Source organism: Prosthecobacter sp. (genome assembly GCF_044378005.1).
Lineage (GTDB): Bacteria > Verrucomicrobiota > Verrucomicrobiia > Verrucomicrobiales > Verrucomicrobiaceae > Prosthecobacter.
In genome coordinates, this window is record NZ_JBILYB010000001.1 from 35,749 (window position 1) to 53,547 (window position 17,799).

The window sequence follows — 17,799 nt, forward strand, 5'->3', positions numbered from 1 at the left end:
CGGGTCGTTGAAGAAGGGTTAGGAACTGGGCAGCCGAGGCGTTTCGGGTGGGCGGTCGCCAGGCATCGGGATAGACTGGGAAGGATTCAAGGCGTGCGACGACCGCGCAGAACGACGGTATGGTGCCGCGTGTGCACGCGCACGCTGTGGCGGGTTATCGGAAAAAGTTTGGAAACCGGCAGCGTCACCCGTGCCGACCGACGAACGACCGATGAGCTCGCGCAACCCGGCGACTTGAACCTTAAGGTTGCTGGCTTGGGCATCCATTTGCTCTGCGGCGGCGGCCGTTTGCTCGGCCCCAGCCGCGTTGCTCTGCGTCACCTGATCCATCTGGTTGATAGCCCCGTTTATTTGTTCGATGCCGTGGGCCTGCTCGCGCGCAGCCATGGCGATCTCGCCAACGAGCGAGTCGGTCGAGGACACCTTGGCGGCGATTTCGGTAAGGGAGGTTTGGACCTTCGCACAACTCGCCGAGCCGCTGCGACTGCTCATGATCGATGCCTCGATCTTTTCTGCAGTCTCCTTCGCGGCTGCGGCACTGCGCCGCGCGAGTGAGCGTACCTCGTCCGCGACCACGGCGAAGCCCGCGCCCGCCTCACCGGCACGGGCAGCCTCAACCGCGGCATTCAACGCGAGAATGTTGGTCTGGAAGGCAATCTCGTCGATGTTCTTGAGAATCTTGGCGACGTCGGCACTCGCGGCGTCGATCGCAGACATGGCCTGCGTCATTTCTACCATGGTCCGGAAACCGGCCTGGGCGAGTGTATGGGCTTCGCCGGCCTGTAGGCTGGCTTTTTCCGCGTTATCGGCCGTGGATCGGATCATGCCGGCTATCTGCTCGAGCGACGCGCTGGTCTCCACGACAGAGGCGGCCTGCTCACTGGCCCCGGAAGAAAGCATCTGACTTGCAGACGAAACCTGACGCGCGGCGGCGGCGGTTTGGGTGGCGGCTAGATCGAGATTCGTGGCAAGGCTTCCGAGAGCGCGGGTGGTGGAGCGGGCGATCAGCCACGCCAAGACCACGGCCGCCACCAGCGTGAGAACGACGGCGATGCGCAGGAGGAGGATGCTAGATTGGGCGGCCGCCTTGCTCTCCTCGCTCACGGCGAACCCATACGTCTTTTTGTATTGCACGCCCGCATCCACGGCCTTGACCGAGGCTTCATAGGCAGGAATGACCCCTCCCGTGAGCATCTTCTTTTGCTCTTCGGTCCGGCCTTGGCGCACCAGCTCGAGGTAGTCGCCGCGGACCTTCACAAAGGTTTCGCGGGTCCGCCTGATCTCATCGAACAACCTGCGGTCTTCGTCGTCCACGATCATTTGTGGGTCATAGTTGCGGAACAGTTCATCCATGCGGGACCGGTTCGAGGCGACGTGGTCCTCAAGGGCCTTGCGTGCTTCGACGGTCTCCGCGTCGGCGTAGCGGAGGCAGGAAAATAGGTTGTCGCGCGCGAGGCTGGCACACTCATCGAGAGTGAGCACGCTCGGGAGAACGTCGTCAGTGACCACCGCAAGGGCGCGGCTGGCGACCCCGAGCCGTGACATGCCAAGGAAGCCCAGGGCGGCGGAAATCAGCACCATGGCAACAAAGCCTGCACCGATACGCCGGGAGATGGTCCACGAATTCATGAGTGCGTTGTTTGGGGTTCGGGGACTTGAGCGGGAGAGAGAGTCAGCAAGCCCTCGGCGAGGAAAACCTTTTCGGGATCCAGCAGCGTCTTGACACTGCCACTCACTGTCGCGAGGCCTAGGATAAACTGGGTTTCGGGCGAGCCCCCGAAATCGGGAGCTGGCTCAAGCTGGGATTCATTGAACTGGACCACCTCCTCCACCGTGTCAACGATCGCACCTATCAGTGTGCTGCCGCCAGAGGGGCTGCGGAGCTGCACCACGATGATGCAGGCCCGCTCGCTAAAGACAGCCTCAGCCATCTGAAATTTGGCGCGCAAATCGAGAACTGGAATGACCGTGCCGCGGAGGTTGATCACACCTTTGATGAAGTCCGGCATCCGCGGAACGGGCGTGATCGGACAAAGCCGGATGATCTCCCGCACATTCAGGACGGGCAGTCCGTAGGTTTCCAGACCCAGGCTAAAGGTCAAATAGCGCCCAGCCTGGGCTTGAGCAGCGTTCGAGTTGAGGGGCGGGGTGGTCATAGGTGGGGGGCGGCGGCGGTTACAGCTGCGATTGCGTTTGAGTGGGTGGGCGTTTTGACAAGCGTGTCCACATCGAGGATGAGGCCCACAGAACCGTCCCCAAGCACGGCCGAACCAGCGAGCAGATTTTGATGCCTAAAGGTTTGGCCGAGGCTCTTGATGACGACCTCCTGCTTACCCAGCAATTCGTCCACGACCAGACCGCGGGCGGCATCACCTGATTCCACCACCACGATGATGGCATCCTCAAGATTCGTGGCTCTTGCTGGGCGTCCAAGGTATCGTCCAAGGCGCAGGAGCGGCGTCTGGCGGCCTCGTACACTCACTACTTCGCCCCGCCCCTGAATCGTCGAAACCATCCCGGGCTGGGGACGGAAGGACTCACGAATGGATAGCGTGGGGATGATGTAGCGGTCGTCGCCCACGCCGACGAGCATGCCATCAATGATGGCGAGCGTGAGCGGCAACAGAAGGGTGAAGGTGGTGCCCTCACCCAGCACGGACTGGACTTCGATCTTGCCACTGAGGCCCTCGATGTTGCTGCGCACGACATCCATGCCCACGCCACGACCGGAGAGATCGGTCACCGCATCTGCCGTGGAAAAACCAGGAAGAAAGATCAGGGAAACGATTTCAGAAGCGTCCATTTCAACATCGCCCCGAATCAGCCCGCGCTCGATGGCCTTGGCCCGGATGCGGGCGGGGTCGAGCCCCTTGCCATCGTCGGAAAGCCGAATGACGATGCCGCCGCGCTGATGGGCCGCGCTGAGACGAATCGTGCCCTGCGCCGGTTTGCCCCGGGCCATCCGCTCGTCTTGCGACTCGATGCCATGATCGACCGAGTTGCGGATCATGTGAACGAGGGGGTCGCCCAGCTTTTCGACCATATTCCGATCCAACTCGGTCTCCTCCCCCTCAAGGAGGAACTGAATTTGCTTACCTCCGCTTGTCGCGAGATCGCGCACCAGACGGGTCATCTTCTGGAAGGCACCCCGGACCGGCACCATCCGCATCGACATGGCTGTGCTCTGCAAATCGCTGGTGATCCGCCTGAGCTGACGCAGTTGCCGAACGAACTGCGAGCTCTGGATCGCTTGGACCTCCGAATTTTCCACGACCATCGACTGCGCGACGACCAGTTCGCCCACGAGATCGACAAGGCTGTCCAACTTCGCCGTGTCGATTTTGACAAAACCTCCCCCTGGATCCCCACCCACCGGTTCGCGGACTGGGGGAACAGGGGGAGGAGGTGCCGCAGAGGCGGCCGCAGTTTGCAAAACGGGCGCGGTGAGCGCCTGCTCCGGCGGGGGCATCTGAGAGGCGGGCGCGTCAGTGCCCAACCGCTCCTGCGGAGCCACAGCAGGTGGCTCGGCTTCCCCACGGGCAGCGGCTTTCGCACGACGGATGATGTCGGATGTGGGCACGACGATGGGTGAACCCGGATCAATCCCTTGGAGCTGGGCCCCGATCGCACGGGTGAATTGCTCGAGGGCATCCCCACCTGCAAGGATCAGGTTGATGATGCCGGAATCGATGTGCAGCTCAGAGCGCCGCACTAAATCCAACACGGTCTCCAATTCGTGCGCAAGATCGCGCAGTGCATTGAGATGCAAAAAACCTGCGCCACCTTTAAAAGTGTGGAAGGCTCGGAAGATGGAATTAATGGTGGTGGCGTCGTCCGGATTGGCCTCAAGCACAAGAACACCCTGTTCGACACTCTGAAGGAGTTCCACGGACTCGCTGTGAAATTCCCTCAGTAGTTCCAGATCCTCGGCTAGGTTGAGGCGAATGGCGGATTCGTCCGCGGCCGGCGCGGCGGAAGCTTCAGGAGGCGAGGCGGTTGACGTTCCAGCGGCCGCGGTATTATTATCCCAGGTCGCCGGCCAGGCTGGCATGCCCTCGCCACTCGGCCCTGCCTCCAGGGCGGAAGACATATAGGCATGCCACTCATTGAAATGGCGGATGTTCTCCGCGGTAAACTTGCCCTTGCCATCCAAAACCTCGTCCAGCCATCCGCGCGCGGCCTTCAATCCCCCCGCCCAAGCGTTGGAAACATTCCCCTCCGCCAGTTCTTCTAGGTCCATTACAAAGCTGTTGATGGGAAGCAGTCCGGCGTCCTGCTCTGGCACCACAAATGCCAACTCCTCGCCGATATGGGCCAGGAGCTTGGCCGCCATCAGCAAATCGGCGGGTACGGATGGTTTTTTGTTGTTTGAATTCACAGGCTAAAACCAATAATCAATCCGAGCTTTGCTTATCATTCCCAGTTTGTCTGATAGGAAATTTGCTTCGGAAGTGGCCGGGACATGCAGGTTCTAGGCGCGGCACAAACATGAAGGATAAATATTCCTTCACTCATTCCACAAATCAGCTGGTGCTCTAAAGTCTAGTTTGGGTTACCTCATTATTCGGCGAAATGAGATGCCACCGATATTTGGACCGAAAGGATAGTTATTTGGCGAGAGCTAAGTCGGCCTCGAAAGAGTCGGGGGATTGATATGAGAGCGAGGAGTGCAGGCGCTGCGAGTTGTGGTAGGAGTCGATGTATGCAAAGAGTTCGCGGCGAGCATCGGTAGCATTGATGAAGCGTCTATTTTGCAGTATCTCGGTCTTGAGCGTGCCCATGAACGACTTTGTCCAGGCGTTGTGAGACGGGTTTGCCCGAGCGGACATGCTCTAACGCATACCAGCTTGCATCAAAAGCTGACGCTAGGAGTGGCTGCCATACTGGCTGCCACGGTCATTGTGAAGCCGAGCGCAGCGAGACAGCTAGGCCGTGTTTGAAAACCCTCAACAGCCGTATCTGAGCCAGTCGATGATGGAGGCGAACTGGATGAGGGAAAGAAAGTGCAACGCAAGCTTGTCGCGCCGGGTGCTGGCGCAGGCCCAGCGTTTGAGACGGCAGAAGAAGTTCTCCACACGGTAGCGCTGCCGGTAGAGCTTCTTGTTGAGCCTACTCTTCTTTTTGCGGTTGGATTTGCTCGGGAAGCAGTGCCCGGCCCCAACTTCTCCGAGCTGCTTGCGCAGCTTGTCATCGTCGAAGCCTTTGTCCCCCACCACCATCAAACCGCGCGGGTCATCGAGCAGTTCGATGACGTGGTGGCCCTCGTAAGCCTGCCCTTCGATCAAGGAGAGCTTCACCGGCAGCCCGCGCACGTCGGTCAATGCCATGATCTTGGAGTTGCGCCCGCCGCGTGTTTTGCCCATGGCCTGGGCGGCAGCTCCGCCCTTGGGGTTGGCCGCGCACTGATGCACCCGCACATGCGTGCCATCGACCAGTCGGATTCTGTTTCGGACCTTGCGGGCCATCCGGGCGAGCATTCGTGCCCATAGACCCTCACGCGCCCAGAGCCTATGCCAGCCGTAGATCGTGCGCCAGGGGCCGAAGCCCTCGGGCAGGTCTCGCCAAGGACCTGCATTGCGCAGGCGGTAGAACAACGCATCAAGCACCATGTCCAACCCTGCCCTGGGTCTGCCGCCCGCTTTCAGCGCACCATTTTTTTGAGCCGCTGCTTGAGCGGCCCCCACCATGCAAAGCGTTGTGTTTTCATCGGCACTCCCTTCTACTTCAACTCTCCAAATCCGCCAATCGACAGGTTTTCAAACACGGCCTAGCCCGAAGGGCGAGCGTAGCGAAGCAACATAAGGCCGCCGGAGGTTTCTCCGAAGTCATACACCGCTACGATGCCCGGGTGGTTGAGCTTGGCCATGGCCCGCGCCTCGTTCTTGAAGCGCTGTGCATAGGTGGCGTCATGCTCGCCCATCTCCAAGGGCAGGATCTTAATGGCAACTGGGCGGTCGAGACTGGTCTGGCGGCCCTTGTATACGGCCCCCATGCCACCTCGGCCCAGCAGGGCTTCAATCTGGTATTGCGGCAATTGCGCGGAAAGCTCCTCAATGGAGGGAGGCTCCCAGCCTTTGGCGGATGCGGAGGAATGGCGGAGAACGGCAGATGCGGTGCGCTCGTCTGTAGTGAGCGTGAACTGATCATTCACATGGAAACCTGCCTTGGCCAGAAACTGCCCTTTGAGTTCAATCGTCTTGGTGCTGCCCAACCATGAATGGGTGTAAGCATAAGTGTGTTCAAAGTTCTTGGAGGCCGTGGCCAGTTCCCGAATCTTGGCATCCTATTGAAGCACGGTTTTCTCACCGACGATGACCTTGGGCGTGAACTGCAGCGCCTCGGCCAGATCGGTGAGAGCTTGCTTGGTCAACTCGTAGGATGTAGAGCGCTGCGCGTGGAAGCACGCCATAGACCAAAGCTTAGCATTCCCAACGCACTCGCCGTCTATGTGGAGCCGATCAACGTTTTCGGTTATTGGATTGTGTGTATTGGACTCACGTTGATTCTCTCACTTATCGGCTTCTGGGTACTATTCGCCAATACTTCAGCTTCGAACATGCCCCGGCCTCCTACTTTGGCCCGCAGCTTTCTACTCGGATGTTTGAAGCCTGTGCTCAAGAGAATTGCCAATGGAGTCTCCGACGGCTTGGGGCCCGAGCGCCGCTTGAAGGTTAGCGCAATTTACGGTGCAATAAGCCAGCGACTTAACCTTCGGAGAGATGCGGTCTGCGATAGACCACGATTCGTTATGGCGTGCTTTAGGGTCGAACATTGAACGAAATGTCTGGGCTAGTTTCCTGCGTTGAATGGATTCAGCCTGATGCACATCTTTGTGCAAGAAGTTTATGCGTCTTAACGCAGATGTAAAGCGGCCTCCAAGACGCCAAACTCAAACACTCGAATGGAACGGAGGCTTATGGCGAGGACTACAAGCCGCCGACTCTCTCCCAGTTGCTTGATGCGGTGGGCGGTGATTTGACGGCCTTTGGATTCCTGGAATGACGAGAAGAGTTAGACTGGAGTTTAGAACGTTGCTTGTGATCTGAGTCCTTACAGTAGAGTGCCGATGTGTGCCGCTCCGAGCCAGGAAATCTCTTTCCGAGATCGTTTGTGACCCTGGGTTGGGACACCACCACGCAAATTCCATGCAAACGCGAATTTGTGCTTTCCACTTTTTTCGAGGTGTCTTTACAGATTTGCCACTGTGTCGTTTTTACAATGCGTTGATAACCAGTTGATTGGCGAGTTGCTATCAGTGTGCGACTGACCCATATCTGTAAAGCACGCATGTGGGAATGACGTCTCACTGCCCGTACCGTGCGATGGACTGGTGCGGCTCAAAGAACACTGGGATGACTGGCAGAGCGAACTGGAGAAAGCGTCCCAACTGCTCCCGCCGGACTTGCGGTGGGAGGCGTGAACGGATCGCCGCAGCTACCTCATTGGCGACATCGCTGGCTGACAGCACGCCAGCCTGATTGAGTTTGTGGTGCCGCATGTAGTCCTGCCAGGCGGGCACGTTCCAGCCATCCGTCTGCTTTTGCGGCGCATCGATTCTGCGCCGCCAATGGTTGATTGACTGCCTCGACACGCCCAACCGATGCGCGAGATCCGTTGTGAATCTGACCCGTTCAGAGTTTGGATCGTTCGCCTTCATGGGGTGTGGGGGGCGCTGGACGCCGCACGCTCTTTTGCTTTGCGCTATTTGTCGGCGGCAATTTCCATCGGTCCGGGTCTCAACTGCAACCACTCATCGAGTTCTTCAGTGATGAGGTCCAAGAGCCGCCGCACATTCTCCATCGTGATTTGATCCGGCCCGAATCGGAACACGCGCCAGCCAGCGAGACTCGCCTCCAGATATTTCTCCAGATCGGCATTGAACCCTGCGGCGCGGTTGTGGCGGCCATTCACCCAGATGCCGCCCTCGATCTCGATCAGCACGCGACCGGGTAAATAAGCGAAGTCTGCCCTCCACTTGCGTTTTTCATGGAATCGGAACTCGCGTTGTAGCGGCGGTCCTTCGACGGCTTTCCAGAGCATCAGGAAGCGTTCTTCGAGTCGAGAGGGAGATTTGGGAGCACGGTAGCGCAGGCGGGGCATGGCCTGCAAAGGCTGTCAACGGCACTGCAGCTGAGGGTCCGGATCGAGTTTGGCCTGAACGTGGAGCTGAGACGGGGTGGGGGGCTGACCTCTCTTCACTACACGCCAGCAGGGCCCGCTCGTAAAAAGCTGCGACAGGCTTCCGCATTTCAAAGTGCTTCCTGCTCGTACTGCGCTCCCAAAAAAATCTACAATCTGCGCAAGTTCTCCCTCCTCGGGCATCCGGTCTGCGTTGCCCTATGAATACAACACTTATTATCTCACTCACACTCGCTCTGGCACTGCCAGCGATCTCAACCGCTCAAGACCTCTTCACCTACCACGCTGGCCGCAAGCTCGCGCTGACTCCGAAGCCTGATCATGTGATGATCAAGCTCACGGATGCCAGCCAAGTCCTGGCCAAGCCGGATTTGGGAGAGGCTCAAGTCGAACACTCCTCCGGCTGGGCGAAGCTCACTGAGCCTTCCAAGGTTCGTAGCATGACCGCCTCCACCGCAGTTCGGCTCCGCGTCACTGAAGTGCTTCAGCGAGCAGATGTAGCATTTGTCTCGCCAGTCTTCGACACTGGCGATGGCACAGAGATGACACCCAGCCAGTCAATAGTCGTCAAAGTGAAGCCAGGGGTGGATCTGACCGTTCTGCTGCAGAGGCTGAACAACTCCGCCATCACCAGCGCGCGGGCCCTTGGTAGCAACGGAACCTTTGTCCTAAACACGAACCTGCGTGACGGAGCTCGGGTCTTGGACTTGGCCAACCAACTGGCGCTTCATCCTGGGCTGGCCATTGCCCAGCCAGACTTTCGTCGGGTGCAGTGGTGCGACATGGTGCCAATGGATCCCGGTTTCACTGATCAAGGTAGCTGGGGATTGCGCCAGCTAGCCAGCTTTGGCGGTATCAGTGGCTTCGACATGGATGCAGACTGGGCCTGGGATGTAACCGCTGGGCACTCGTCAGTGATTGTGGCAGTCTTCGATGGCGGCGTGCAGCAGAATCATCCTGAGATCAATCAGATACCCGGTCGAGACTTCACGGATGAGCCGGTTAGAAATGGAGGCACGCGTCGCAACATGGACGGGCAGTGGCACGGCACAGCAGTTGCCAGCTGTATTAGCGGCAAGATGAACAATGCCTTCGCCGCTTGCGGCGTAGCTCCGAACGTGAAGGTCGTGTCGGTGCGCTGGTCTATTCCCAGGCTGTTGGATGGCCGTGTTGCGCTGGAGTCACAGGACAGCTGGCTCATTGAGGGACTGGACTGGGCGCAGTCGATAGGTGCCCGCATCACCGTGCACTCCTACGGCGGAGGTTGGCCCAGCTGGGGAGCGGACGACAAGTTCGCCGAGACTCGCAGACAAGGCATGATCCACTTCGCTTCCACCGGCAATGATGCCGATGTGTCAGACTTCGAACGTAACGCCCGCATCCACTGGCCAGCGGCGAGTCCTTCAGTGCTGGGCGTTGGCGCAGCGAATAAGGACGGCGGTCGGGCCAGCTTCTCCCAGTGGAAGAACAGCAGAGCTCGTGCCGCAGACAGCGTCGACTTCTTGGCACCAGGCCATTTCGTGATGTGCGCGGTGGACACGGATGTCTCTGACGAGCCAGCCATCCTCAGTGGCACTTCGTTTGCTGCACCTTATGCAGCAGGAGTAGCAGCACTGATGCTGTCCCAAGATCCTTTTTTGACACCGGATCAAATCGAGTCCCGCATGATCATCGGCTGCCGTGACATGGACGTGACCGGCTATGACAAGAAGACTGGCTTCGGCATGGTGAACGCCCTGCGTAGCCTCAAGGATGATCATGGCGACACCACGAGCACTGCGACGAGCATGGGCTTCTGGACCAGCAGGTCAGGTTTTTTCAGCTCCGCTTCGGACAAGGACATCTTCAAGGTGGTGGTGCTGGAGTTCAGCGTGGTGCGTGCACAAGTCACCGGCCCAACGGCTGCCGCAGTGGCCTTGCTCAATGCCAGCGGCACCGTGATCGCAAGCGCGAATGGACAGGCAACTCATTTGCTAAACTTCAACACGGTGACCAACCCATTGCTTGAGGCTCATTTGGCCCCCGGCACCTACTTCATCCGCGTAAGCCGTAATGAAGAAGAGGGCGTGATCTACACTCTAAACACCGAGCGCCTGAATGAGTATCCTGAGATCGAAGTGTTTGGGAATGGAGTGGAAATCTTCTCTGGAGATACCACGCCCTCCTCCACGGACGGCACTATCTTAGGCAGCGGCAGCCGCACCTTCACAATTAAGAACACTGGCCGTAATGTGCTACGCATCTCCAATCGTTCGAACATCGACAACTTTAGCCTGCCCAACATCACGCCTCCAACTCCTGGCGCAGGGCCCGGCCCGATCGTCAATCCAGATGACTTCGTGAACCACTTCAGCCTCACTACTCTTCCTGCCGCCGACGTGCAGCCTGGCATGAGCACCACATTCACTATCAAATATGGAGCCAACGACTTCAACAACCGCACCCGAGTGCTGAAGATCCGCACCAACGACGAGAATGAGCGTGAGTTCACGTTCACCGTCTCAGGCGTCAATGTCCCAACTCCCCGCCGTCCCTGATCCCTTGAATCCACCCTCAGCCAATCTTTGCTCATGAAGACCAAGCGCCTGTTCTATCTCATCCTTACCGCCTGCCTATGCTTCGCCACAAAGTCGCTGCACCATGCTGATGGCCAAGAAGCAAAGGTGGCCGAGGTGGTGCAAGCCAAATCCACTCAGCCGCTCCGAGCTACAGCTCCAGCGACCTCACACACTAGCGAGTCTTTGATCCGCCAAGGCACAGATGCCTCCCTGCAAGCTTGGAGCGACGCTCTGCATCACCATCCAGAAGAGACGGTCCGCCAACGCATGGCGGCAGAGCTTGACGCCCTCAGCTTAGACGGTGCGCTGGAGCCGGTGACCTCGATCTTGAGCTGGAGCCAAGACGAGATCGTGATCGCTGCCGTGTGTCGCACCATCAATCGCATGGCCAAGGCAGACACCGTGGCCTTCCTCACCGAGCTGGCGCACGAGGCAGATCGCCCGCAGCAGCGAGCCCGGGCTCTCGAAGTCCTGGCAGACATCGAGAATCCCGCTGCGGTCAGCGGCTTGGCTCGAGCCCTAGTCGCTGAGCCAGACGAAGAGGTCCGTCTGGCTGCGGGCAAAAGCTTGGCGAAGATCCATAACCTGGAGTCAGCGCAGGCACTCATCGCAGCTTTCGAAGCACTGCCGCCAGTGCAGCTCATCGAGCGTTCAGCCTTGCTGCATCACCTGGGCCAGATGCCACGTGAGGTGAGGAACTTGGCGCTGCGTGATAAAAAAGCTCCTGCTTTGAGAGCCCTGACGGAAGGGTGATGCGAGCTGACGAGACAGCCTCCCGACTAACTTGAGACTGGTTTCGATGTGCAGATTTCCAGAAATAAAGCTAACGCGAAGCGCGGCAGCTTTTGGAGTGCGTGTGACAAGCGTTAGCAAGGTACCGCTTTCGAGCGCCTGAGCGACTGCCAATGCACCCAGATGGGTACAGAATATACATGCCCTTTCCCATCCTTTTCGGTTCAGCCACGTTCTAGCTGCATCAAGAACGAGTATTCAGTCTCACTCACAGCAGTTTCATCTGCTCCGGGTCGTCCACCTGGCTCTCGATCTCGTCAGTGATCGTTTTGCTGATACTGCATTTCACTTTGAGCTTGGCAGGTGCGCCGTTGAGAACGGAGATGCGCAGGCCGATGGCGAACTTGCCGTCTTCGTCGGCGGAGTCTTTGGCATCGCGCCAGTGGGTGGCGAGTAGTTCGCGGACGTGTTCGAGAGCTTGATCTTGGAGGGGTTGGTCGGTGTCCATAATGGTGTGGGGTGGGGTTATTTTTCGAGTTCCTGAATGATGCGAGTGACCACGTTGAGATCACGCACGAGGGTTTCCTTCTGCTCGCGGGTCGCCCGCTTGAGCCAGCCGTTCTCCTTCATCTGCACCCACCAGGCGTTGAGGCGATTGAGGAACGGAATGTGGTTGAGGCGGCCACGGTCGGCGGGATCGAGCGTCATCTCCTCGATGGTGAGAAGCCTGCCGGCGGTGATGCTCTTGCGCAGGCGTCGGGTGGGCACCGCAGCGAAATGCTCATCCGCCTCGTCGAGGGCAATCTGCAGCCAGCGTTGTTGCTGCTCCCCGTCGAGTTTGGCTACCGCCTTGTGATGTTCCCAGGAGAGTTGTTCGTTGCGCAACGAAGCGGGCACACGCCGCGCCACGTAGGCGTAGGTGATGAGAGTGCTGCGGTCCAGACCGGTGAGCCGCAGGGCCTCATTGTAGATTTCGGCGGCCACGCGGCGAGTGCCGATGGATTCGCTTTCAAAGCCGGGGAAGCGTTGCTGGCCACGGAAGTGGTCCTCGCCATAGACGAGCCAGTCGCCGATGACGAAGGCGGCACTGGACATGGCTGCACCGAAGCGGGAGGCCATGGACTGCCATTCCTCAAAGCTCAGCTCGTCGGAGATTTGCAGGCCAGTGCGGGTGAGGGTGATTTTCGAGTCAATGCGGGTGGGTTTCATGGATTGATGCGGAGATGGTTCATGCGGGCTTTGTGGTAGCTCTCGCGGGCAAGCAGTGAGCGCATGGCGCGGCTGGGTTTTAGATTGAGGGACTGCGTCAACTCGACGCAGCGTTTGGAGACGGCCGCGCGGGTCACGTCGTGGCGCTTGGCGATCTCGGTCATCGTATCGCCGAAGTAGGCAAGGCCGGTGACCGGGGCGAGACAGTCGAGCGAGAGGCTAGCGTTGCTCTGCATGAGCATTTCGCCAACGAGGCGGCGGAGGGCCTCGTGGAGGCTCTCAGCATCCGCAGACTGCGGATGGCGTGAACATGGCTCGATGAGCGAAGTCTCCTGGTGGGGAGGTGCCTCGGAGGCAAGTTCCTCAGGCTCTTCGTAGCTATCCTCGCAGCGGGCGCGGGAGGATTCGGCGGCGTCCTTGGTGGCACCACCAGAGCCGGAGGGCAGATAGGCTTTGTCCAAACCCATCTCCTTGAACTTGCGGCGCTCCTCGGGCGGCAGGGAGTTGATCCACTCGGCGTATTCGCGTTGGTAGCGCTCGTCGCGCTCGCGCTGCCTAGCGACATAGGATTCGCTGATGGGCGGTTCATCATCGTAGTGGTCGTGCATGGGGGTGGCTGCTTTCATTTTTCGCCCCAGTTGGAACATGACCCCGCCTCGACCTCGATGGGCACCTGCGGGAACAGGGCGGCCATCGCTTCGATCATGGTGGCTTGGACCAGATCGCAGACTGCATTCGCCATCGCCTCGGGAGCTTCCACGAGCACTTCATCATGCACGGTGGAGATGAGGCGAGCTTCAATGGGCAGACGTTGGGCCAGGAGCACGAGCGCCTGCTTCATGCCATCGGCGCAGCCGCCTTGAACGGGCGTGTTCACCAGCGCGGTGAAGCGCTCCCATTCGGAAGCGGTTTCCGGGATCAAGCGGCGGCGGCCCAGCACGGTTCTGACCTCGCGGGCACCAGCGTCCGCCTGGTTGTGGCTGACACCATGCCACTGGCGCAGACGGTCGTAGGTGCGGAAGAACTGCCGGCGGATTTGCTCGGCCTGGTCCAGCTCCATCTGCACGCCATAGCTCGATGCGGCATAGCGCACGAGGCCCGGAGCGCTCTGGCCGTAGAGCAATCCAAAATTGGTCGCCTTCGAGAGCTGACGATCCTGTTTGGTCACTTCGTCCAAAGGCTTGTTCAGCACCTCGGAAGCGGTCTGCTTGTGCAGGTCCACACCGTTCTTGTAGGCCTCGATCATCTTCTTCTCGCCAGCGATCACCGCAGCCGCACGCAGCTCGATCTGCGAGTAGTCGGCGACGATGAGCTTGTTACCAGCCTCAGGCACGAAGCAGGTGCGCAGTTCACCACGCCGCACGTTTTGCAGGTTCGGGTCCTTCGACGAGAACCGTCCCGTGGCTGTGCCCGTCGGATCGAAGCGGCCATGGATGCGTCCGTCCTGCTTCACGCACTCCAGCAACGAAGCCGCCTGTTGGGCGAGCTTTTCAGCGCTTCGGTAGTCGATGATCAGCGGGATGATCTCGCCATCGTCCGCCGCCTTGAGGGTTTCCTCGTTGGTGTTCTCCAGCTCGATGCCTGCGGCCTTGAGCGCTTCAAGCAATTGCTGAGGACTGCCAGGGTTGAGCTTGGGCAGGTTGAGCTTCTGACGCAGCATCCCGGCATGGTCGGAGGCGGAGGAGCGCGCCCTCGTTTCGATTTCGCGCAGCTTGGCTTTGTCCACGGCAATGCCGGCGGCTTCCATCTCGACGATGACGGGCACGAGATCGAATTCGAGCCGGCCCACCACATCGAGTTGATCGCCTTCGAGAAGGCCCCAGAGCTTGTTTGAGAGCGCCTGGAGATGGAGCACATCACGCGCGGCATAGGCGAGCTGATCTTCGGTGAGGAACATCGAACCCCAGTCGGAGCGGCTGTGATCAGGGGCTGGAGCAATGCCGAGGTAACGCTCCAGGCACTTGTCGAGGTCGTTGCCGGGCTTGGTGCCAGCAGTGAGCAGGCGGGCGGCGGTGAGTGTGCAGAACACGCGGGAGGCTCGGAGTCCGCACTTTTGCCGCAGCCAGAGGAGGTCGAAGGTCGCCTTGTGGGCGATCAGCGTTGCCGCCTGGAGGATGGGCACCAGAGGACCGAGGTCGTAGCCGATGGCGCGCAGATCCAGGCACCAGAGGGGACCGTCCTTGCGCGCAAGGGTGAGCAGGCGGATTTCACCCTTCCAGGGATCCAGAGCATCGCCCCTGCCTGGCCCATAGGTTTCCAGGTCCAGCGCAATGTCCATGGCCCCTTCCAGGTCAGCGCAGATCCGCGCCAGGTCGCTCCGCGCACTGCAAAACACCGCCGACAGTGAGGTGTGAGGTGAAGTGAGGTTTTGCAGGCCCTTTTGTAGAGACTCTTTAAAATGCTTTTTATTCTCTTCATCCGTTCCGTTTTTTTCCTCGCACACGGAACGACTGGAAAAACCTCCCTCGACCTCACACCTCACTGTTGTGGAAGACCCCGAGGATGCGGGAGTGAGGTCCAGAGCGGCCTCCGTGGAAGGGCGGAAGAACCGGTATTTGCAGCAATTTGCCGAGGTCCGCTGGGCGCTAAAGACGATGCCTCCGAGTTCTCGCCCGTCGAACTTGGCGAGCAGCTTGGCAAACGAGACCATGCCGCGCTTCTGGGTGAAGTCGATCCAGTCGAAGAGCTCCTGCACCTCCTCCACCTCACGCACCCAGTCATAGACCGTGTTCTTGGGCGTCCATTCGCTGCCGAAGCGTTCATGCCCCAGGCCGAAGAACTGCCGCATGGCGCGGGTGTCCTGATCGCCCGAGGACTGGCTCTCGGCGTGCGGCTGGCAAGGATCAGGAAGCCCGCAGGAGGCCATGATCCCTCCGACAACCCTCCCCCATTCCGGAAACGAGGTGAACGGGCTGGGCCCCGGCGGACACCCGTTGCCGACCCAGTGGGCGACCAGTGCGGCAATGGCTGACAGCAGCTCGGAGCGGTTCTGCCGCACCCAGTCCAGCAGGTTCGGCTGGCGGTAGCGGTGCCCGTTGATGTCCTCCGGCGTGAACCTCAGCCGGATGCGGCGGCAGCGGCGCTCGATGTCCGGCTCCCAGGTGGCGTTGTTGGCCGAAAAGCTGAACTCCGTCTCGTTGGGTAGGACCAGGGTTTCGCTCACGCCGAGGCGGCGGTCCTCCCAGATGCCCGAGTTGTCGGTGGCAGCCTCAAGGGCGGCGTAGCGGACGTGGCCCTTCATGTTGGCGAGGTGGAAGAACCGGCTGCCCGCCATCAGGGCGGAGGTGATCCGCTTCCTCATTTCCTCGTCGCCGTCCTTGTTGAGCGGCGCGCAGATGATCGAGCGCCCGGTGTAAAGCACGTGGGTGACATCGGCGCAGGTGTCCTTGCCACAGCCCTCACGATTGCCGTCATAGATCCAGAGCGGCGTGCGCTTCCAATGCATCAGCCCCCGGCAGAACGGCGTGATGAGGCGGGCCAAGGCATGCACCCTCGCCTGTTCGTCCTGCCACCAGAACCCGCCCTGTTCCGGCGGGCAATAAAGCTCGCCCAGCAGAAGGCGGAGAGCTTCCTCAAAGCCCATCGAGCGCAGTTTCGGAGCGTCGGGGCTCAGCCAGGTGCCAAATCGTTCGTCGTAACCAGCCCCGGGATAGACCACCTTTCCCTCGTGAAGAATCGGCACCGGGACGTCCAGCAGGCGGACGATCCGGGGCAGCCTGGAGAGGAACTGCCGGGCTGAGAGCACCACACGTGCGTCAGATTCGGCCATGCTCTTGGACATGAACACGCTGTCGCCTGCCTCATCCTGCCTGAGCACACCGGTTTCCACAGAGCGCTCGGCGGCGGTCACCAGGTCCGCAGGCTTCAGCGTGTGCAGCATGGCCCCCGGGATCGCCCCCCGGGCATCAGCCTCCTTCACCACCGTGATTTCGACGACGTTTCGGGAGAACTGGAACAAGTCGAGCTTCGGCCCAATCACCGCCCCCAGTTCGGCGGCGAACTCACTGTGGCTCCTGCCAGTGCCGGGAAGCTCCAACTTCGGACGGCCGTCGCTGCCTTGTGCGCCGGGCTGCCAGACGCGCAGCCCGGTGCAATGAGCGGCAATGACCCCGGGGCGCTGTCCCTCGCACCAGCCGATGAACTCCCGGATGCCGCGCCCATCGCAGTGGGAGTGAAGGCAGCGGAAGGCCGGCAGCGTGCCCGGGGCGTTGAAGAGCACCGTGTCAGAACCAGGCTCGCCTTTCGGCTTTTCGCTGTGCTGGTCATGCCAGGGGCAGCGCACGGCCCACTTGGCGGTGTCAGGATCCAGGCATTCCCCCAGGATGCCCAGCTCCCCAGCCACCTTCACCAGATCCAGCGTGCGGAGGTCTTCCTGCCATTTTGACCACCAGGGAGCATCCTTCGCAGGACGACCGCGCTTGGGTGCCTCCGGAGCCTCAAAGCCGAACCATTGGCGCAGCTGTTCCCAGCTCACCTCGGGGATTGGCCCGGTCACCTCCCAGGTGTAGCGGTGACCGCTTTTGTGAACGGAGGGGCTGAGCACCAGGTTAAGACCATCGAAGTAGAGCTCGGCACTGACCTTCTCATGGATCTGGCAGGTGACCGCCTTCTTGGACTTGAGCACGCCCTCGGGCAGATCGCGGCAGATGAAATGCAGGTGGGCACCGCCTCCGGTGCGTTCCCTGGGCACGGCGGCGAATTCAGGACGAGACGCGAGCCAGGCCCTGACCGAGGCACCGCTGTCAGGCTTGCTGTCGAGGTCCACGGCGACAAAGGGCGGCCGCACGACAACCCCGAGGTTATAGGGGGTGCGGGAGGAAAACACCTCCTGAATGTCCTCAGGGGTCACATCGGCTGCCTTATGGTCACGCCAGCCTTTGGAGCAGGGCTTTTTGCCCCGCTCTTTTTCATCGCCCCGGTGCGGAGGCTGGAGGTGATGCACGGCCCAGCCGAGGTGTTTGAGATAGAAGCTGGCGGCACCCAGGCGGTCCCAGGCATTGATGCTTTCGGGAATGCTCCAGGCACGGCCGGGAGTGGAATCAAACTCGTCTGGCCCGGGTGGGTTGATGCCATCCGTTGATTCCATTTTGGAATCAAAACCAGGCTCGTTGATTCCTCTGATTCCATTCTGAACCCCGGAAATGGAATCAAACTCGCCTGG

General features: G+C 60.1%; 15 protein-coding genes. 2 read left to right on the forward strand and 13 right to left on the reverse strand.

Features of this window, described 5'->3' with window-relative positions; genetic code table 11:
* Positions 1-18: 18 nt before the first annotated feature.
* The 9 genes from AC6FTP_RS00135 to AC6FTP_RS00175 form a co-directional block, all read right to left on the reverse strand.
* Complete coding sequence (locus AC6FTP_RS00135; RefSeq protein ID WP_497204864.1) at positions 19-1,629, reverse strand: methyl-accepting chemotaxis protein; 1,611 nt, start codon at positions 1,627-1,629, stop codon at positions 19-21.
* Entirely contained in the window at positions 1,626-2,156 is a 531-nt protein-coding gene (locus tag AC6FTP_RS00140) for a chemotaxis protein CheW (RefSeq protein ID WP_497204865.1), read from the reverse strand. The genes AC6FTP_RS00135 and AC6FTP_RS00140 overlap by 4 nt, the downstream gene beginning before the upstream one ends.
* A complete protein-coding gene (locus tag AC6FTP_RS00145) occupies positions 2,153-4,378 on the reverse strand; it encodes a chemotaxis protein CheA (RefSeq protein WP_497204866.1) in 2,226 nt (741 codons plus the stop codon). Before AC6FTP_RS00145 ends, AC6FTP_RS00140 begins: the two co-directional genes overlap by 4 nt.
* A gap of 229 nt (positions 4,379-4,607) precedes the next feature.
* Positions 4,608-4,829 (reverse strand): integrase core domain-containing protein, encoded by a 222-nt coding sequence (locus AC6FTP_RS00150; RefSeq protein WP_497204867.1) that lies wholly within the window; start codon positions 4,827-4,829, stop codon positions 4,608-4,610.
* 117 nt (positions 4,830-4,946) lie between these two features.
* Positions 4,947-5,687, reverse strand: a complete 741-nt coding sequence (locus tag AC6FTP_RS00155) for an IS5 family transposase (RefSeq protein ID WP_497204868.1) — start codon at positions 5,685-5,687, stop codon at positions 4,947-4,949.
* 80 nt (positions 5,688-5,767) lie between these two features.
* Positions 5,768-6,211, reverse strand: a complete 444-nt coding sequence (locus AC6FTP_RS00160) for a protein kinase domain-containing protein (protein WP_497204869.1) — start codon at positions 6,209-6,211, stop codon at positions 5,768-5,770.
* Positions 6,212-6,283: 72 nt separating this feature from the next.
* Positions 6,284-6,409 carry a hypothetical protein gene (locus AC6FTP_RS00165; RefSeq protein WP_497204870.1) on the reverse strand — a complete coding sequence of 42 codons (126 nt, stop codon included), beginning with the start codon at positions 6,407-6,409 and terminating at the stop codon, positions 6,284-6,286.
* A gap of 894 nt (positions 6,410-7,303) precedes the next feature.
* Positions 7,304-7,657, reverse strand: a complete 354-nt coding sequence (locus AC6FTP_RS00170; RefSeq protein ID WP_497204871.1) for a hypothetical protein — start codon at positions 7,655-7,657, stop codon at positions 7,304-7,306.
* A gap of 44 nt (positions 7,658-7,701) precedes the next feature.
* Positions 7,702-8,100, reverse strand: coding sequence for a DUF559 domain-containing protein (locus tag AC6FTP_RS00175; protein ID WP_497204872.1), 399 nt, complete (start codon positions 8,098-8,100; stop codon positions 7,702-7,704).
* Between the two features lie 239 nt (positions 8,101-8,339).
* Between AC6FTP_RS00175 and AC6FTP_RS00180 the strand changes: the two genes are divergently transcribed.
* Positions 8,340-10,676: a S8 family serine peptidase gene (locus AC6FTP_RS00180; protein ID WP_497204873.1), complete on the forward strand. Its 2,337-nt coding sequence runs from the start codon at positions 8,340-8,342 to the stop codon at positions 10,674-10,676.
* A 33-nt stretch (positions 10,677-10,709) separates the two neighbouring features.
* The gene (locus tag AC6FTP_RS00185; protein WP_497204874.1) at positions 10,710-11,450 is read left to right on the forward strand and encodes a HEAT repeat domain-containing protein; all 741 of its coding nucleotides are present in this window, start codon (positions 10,710-10,712) and stop codon (positions 11,448-11,450) included.
* A 247-nt stretch (positions 11,451-11,697) separates the two neighbouring features.
* On the opposite strand, the gene AC6FTP_RS00190 is transcribed toward AC6FTP_RS00185, so the two are convergent.
* Genes AC6FTP_RS00190 through AC6FTP_RS00205 form a run of 4 tightly spaced genes read right to left on the reverse strand, consistent with a single transcriptional unit; the run spans position 11,698 to position 17,724 of the window.
* Positions 11,698-11,937, reverse strand: a complete 240-nt coding sequence (locus AC6FTP_RS00190) for a hypothetical protein (RefSeq protein ID WP_497204875.1) — start codon at positions 11,935-11,937, stop codon at positions 11,698-11,700.
* A gap of 17 nt (positions 11,938-11,954) precedes the next feature.
* Positions 11,955-12,638 carry a hypothetical protein gene (locus AC6FTP_RS00195; RefSeq protein ID WP_497204876.1) on the reverse strand — a complete coding sequence of 228 codons (684 nt, stop codon included), beginning with the start codon at positions 12,636-12,638 and terminating at the stop codon, positions 11,955-11,957.
* Positions 12,635-13,264, reverse strand: a complete 630-nt coding sequence (locus AC6FTP_RS00200) for an HMG-box domain-containing protein (RefSeq protein WP_497204877.1) — start codon at positions 13,262-13,264, stop codon at positions 12,635-12,637. Before AC6FTP_RS00200 ends, AC6FTP_RS00195 begins: the two co-directional genes overlap by 4 nt.
* Positions 13,261-17,724 carry a DNA polymerase gene (locus tag AC6FTP_RS00205; RefSeq protein ID WP_497204878.1) on the reverse strand — a complete coding sequence of 1,488 codons (4,464 nt, stop codon included), beginning with the start codon at positions 17,722-17,724 and terminating at the stop codon, positions 13,261-13,263. The genes AC6FTP_RS00200 and AC6FTP_RS00205 overlap by 4 nt, the downstream gene beginning before the upstream one ends.
* Positions 17,725-17,799: the final 75 nt, after the last annotated feature.

Excerpts from the sequence above, each read along its gene's own strand:
- AC6FTP_RS00135 (WP_497204864.1), bottom strand. The coding sequence starts at position 1,629 with ATGAATTCGTGGACCATCTCCCGGCGTATCGGTGCAGGCTTTGTTGCC.
- AC6FTP_RS00140 (WP_497204865.1), bottom strand. The coding sequence starts at position 2,156 with ATGACCACCCCGCCCCTCAACTCGAACGCTGCTCAAGCCCAGGCTGGG.
- AC6FTP_RS00150 (WP_497204867.1), bottom strand. The coding sequence starts at position 4,829 with ATGTCCGCTCGGGCAAACCCGTCTCACAACGCCTGGACAAAGTCGTTC.
- AC6FTP_RS00155 (WP_497204868.1), bottom strand. The coding sequence starts at position 5,687 with ATGGTGGGGGCCGCTCAAGCAGCGGCTCAAAAAAATGGTGCGCTGAAA.
- AC6FTP_RS00165 (WP_497204870.1), bottom strand. The coding sequence starts at position 6,409 with ATGGCGTGCTTCCACGCGCAGCGCTCTACATCCTACGAGTTGACCAAG.
- AC6FTP_RS00170 (WP_497204871.1), bottom strand. The coding sequence starts at position 7,657 with ATGAAGGCGAACGATCCAAACTCTGAACGGGTCAGATTCACAACGGAT.
- AC6FTP_RS00175 (WP_497204872.1), bottom strand. The coding sequence starts at position 8,100 with ATGCCCCGCCTGCGCTACCGTGCTCCCAAATCTCCCTCTCGACTCGAA.
- AC6FTP_RS00180 (WP_497204873.1), top strand. The coding sequence starts at position 8,340 with ATGAATACAACACTTATTATCTCACTCACACTCGCTCTGGCACTGCCA.
- AC6FTP_RS00185 (WP_497204874.1), top strand. The coding sequence starts at position 10,710 with ATGAAGACCAAGCGCCTGTTCTATCTCATCCTTACCGCCTGCCTATGC.
- AC6FTP_RS00190 (WP_497204875.1), bottom strand. The coding sequence starts at position 11,937 with ATGGACACCGACCAACCCCTCCAAGATCAAGCTCTCGAACACGTCCGC.
- AC6FTP_RS00195 (WP_497204876.1), bottom strand. The coding sequence starts at position 12,638 with ATGAAACCCACCCGCATTGACTCGAAAATCACCCTCACCCGCACTGGC.
- AC6FTP_RS00200 (WP_497204877.1), bottom strand. The coding sequence starts at position 13,264 with ATGAAAGCAGCCACCCCCATGCACGACCACTACGATGATGAACCGCCC.
- AC6FTP_RS00205 (WP_497204878.1), bottom strand. The coding sequence starts at position 17,724 with ATGGAATCAACGGATGGCATCAACCCACCCGGGCCAGACGAGTTTGAT.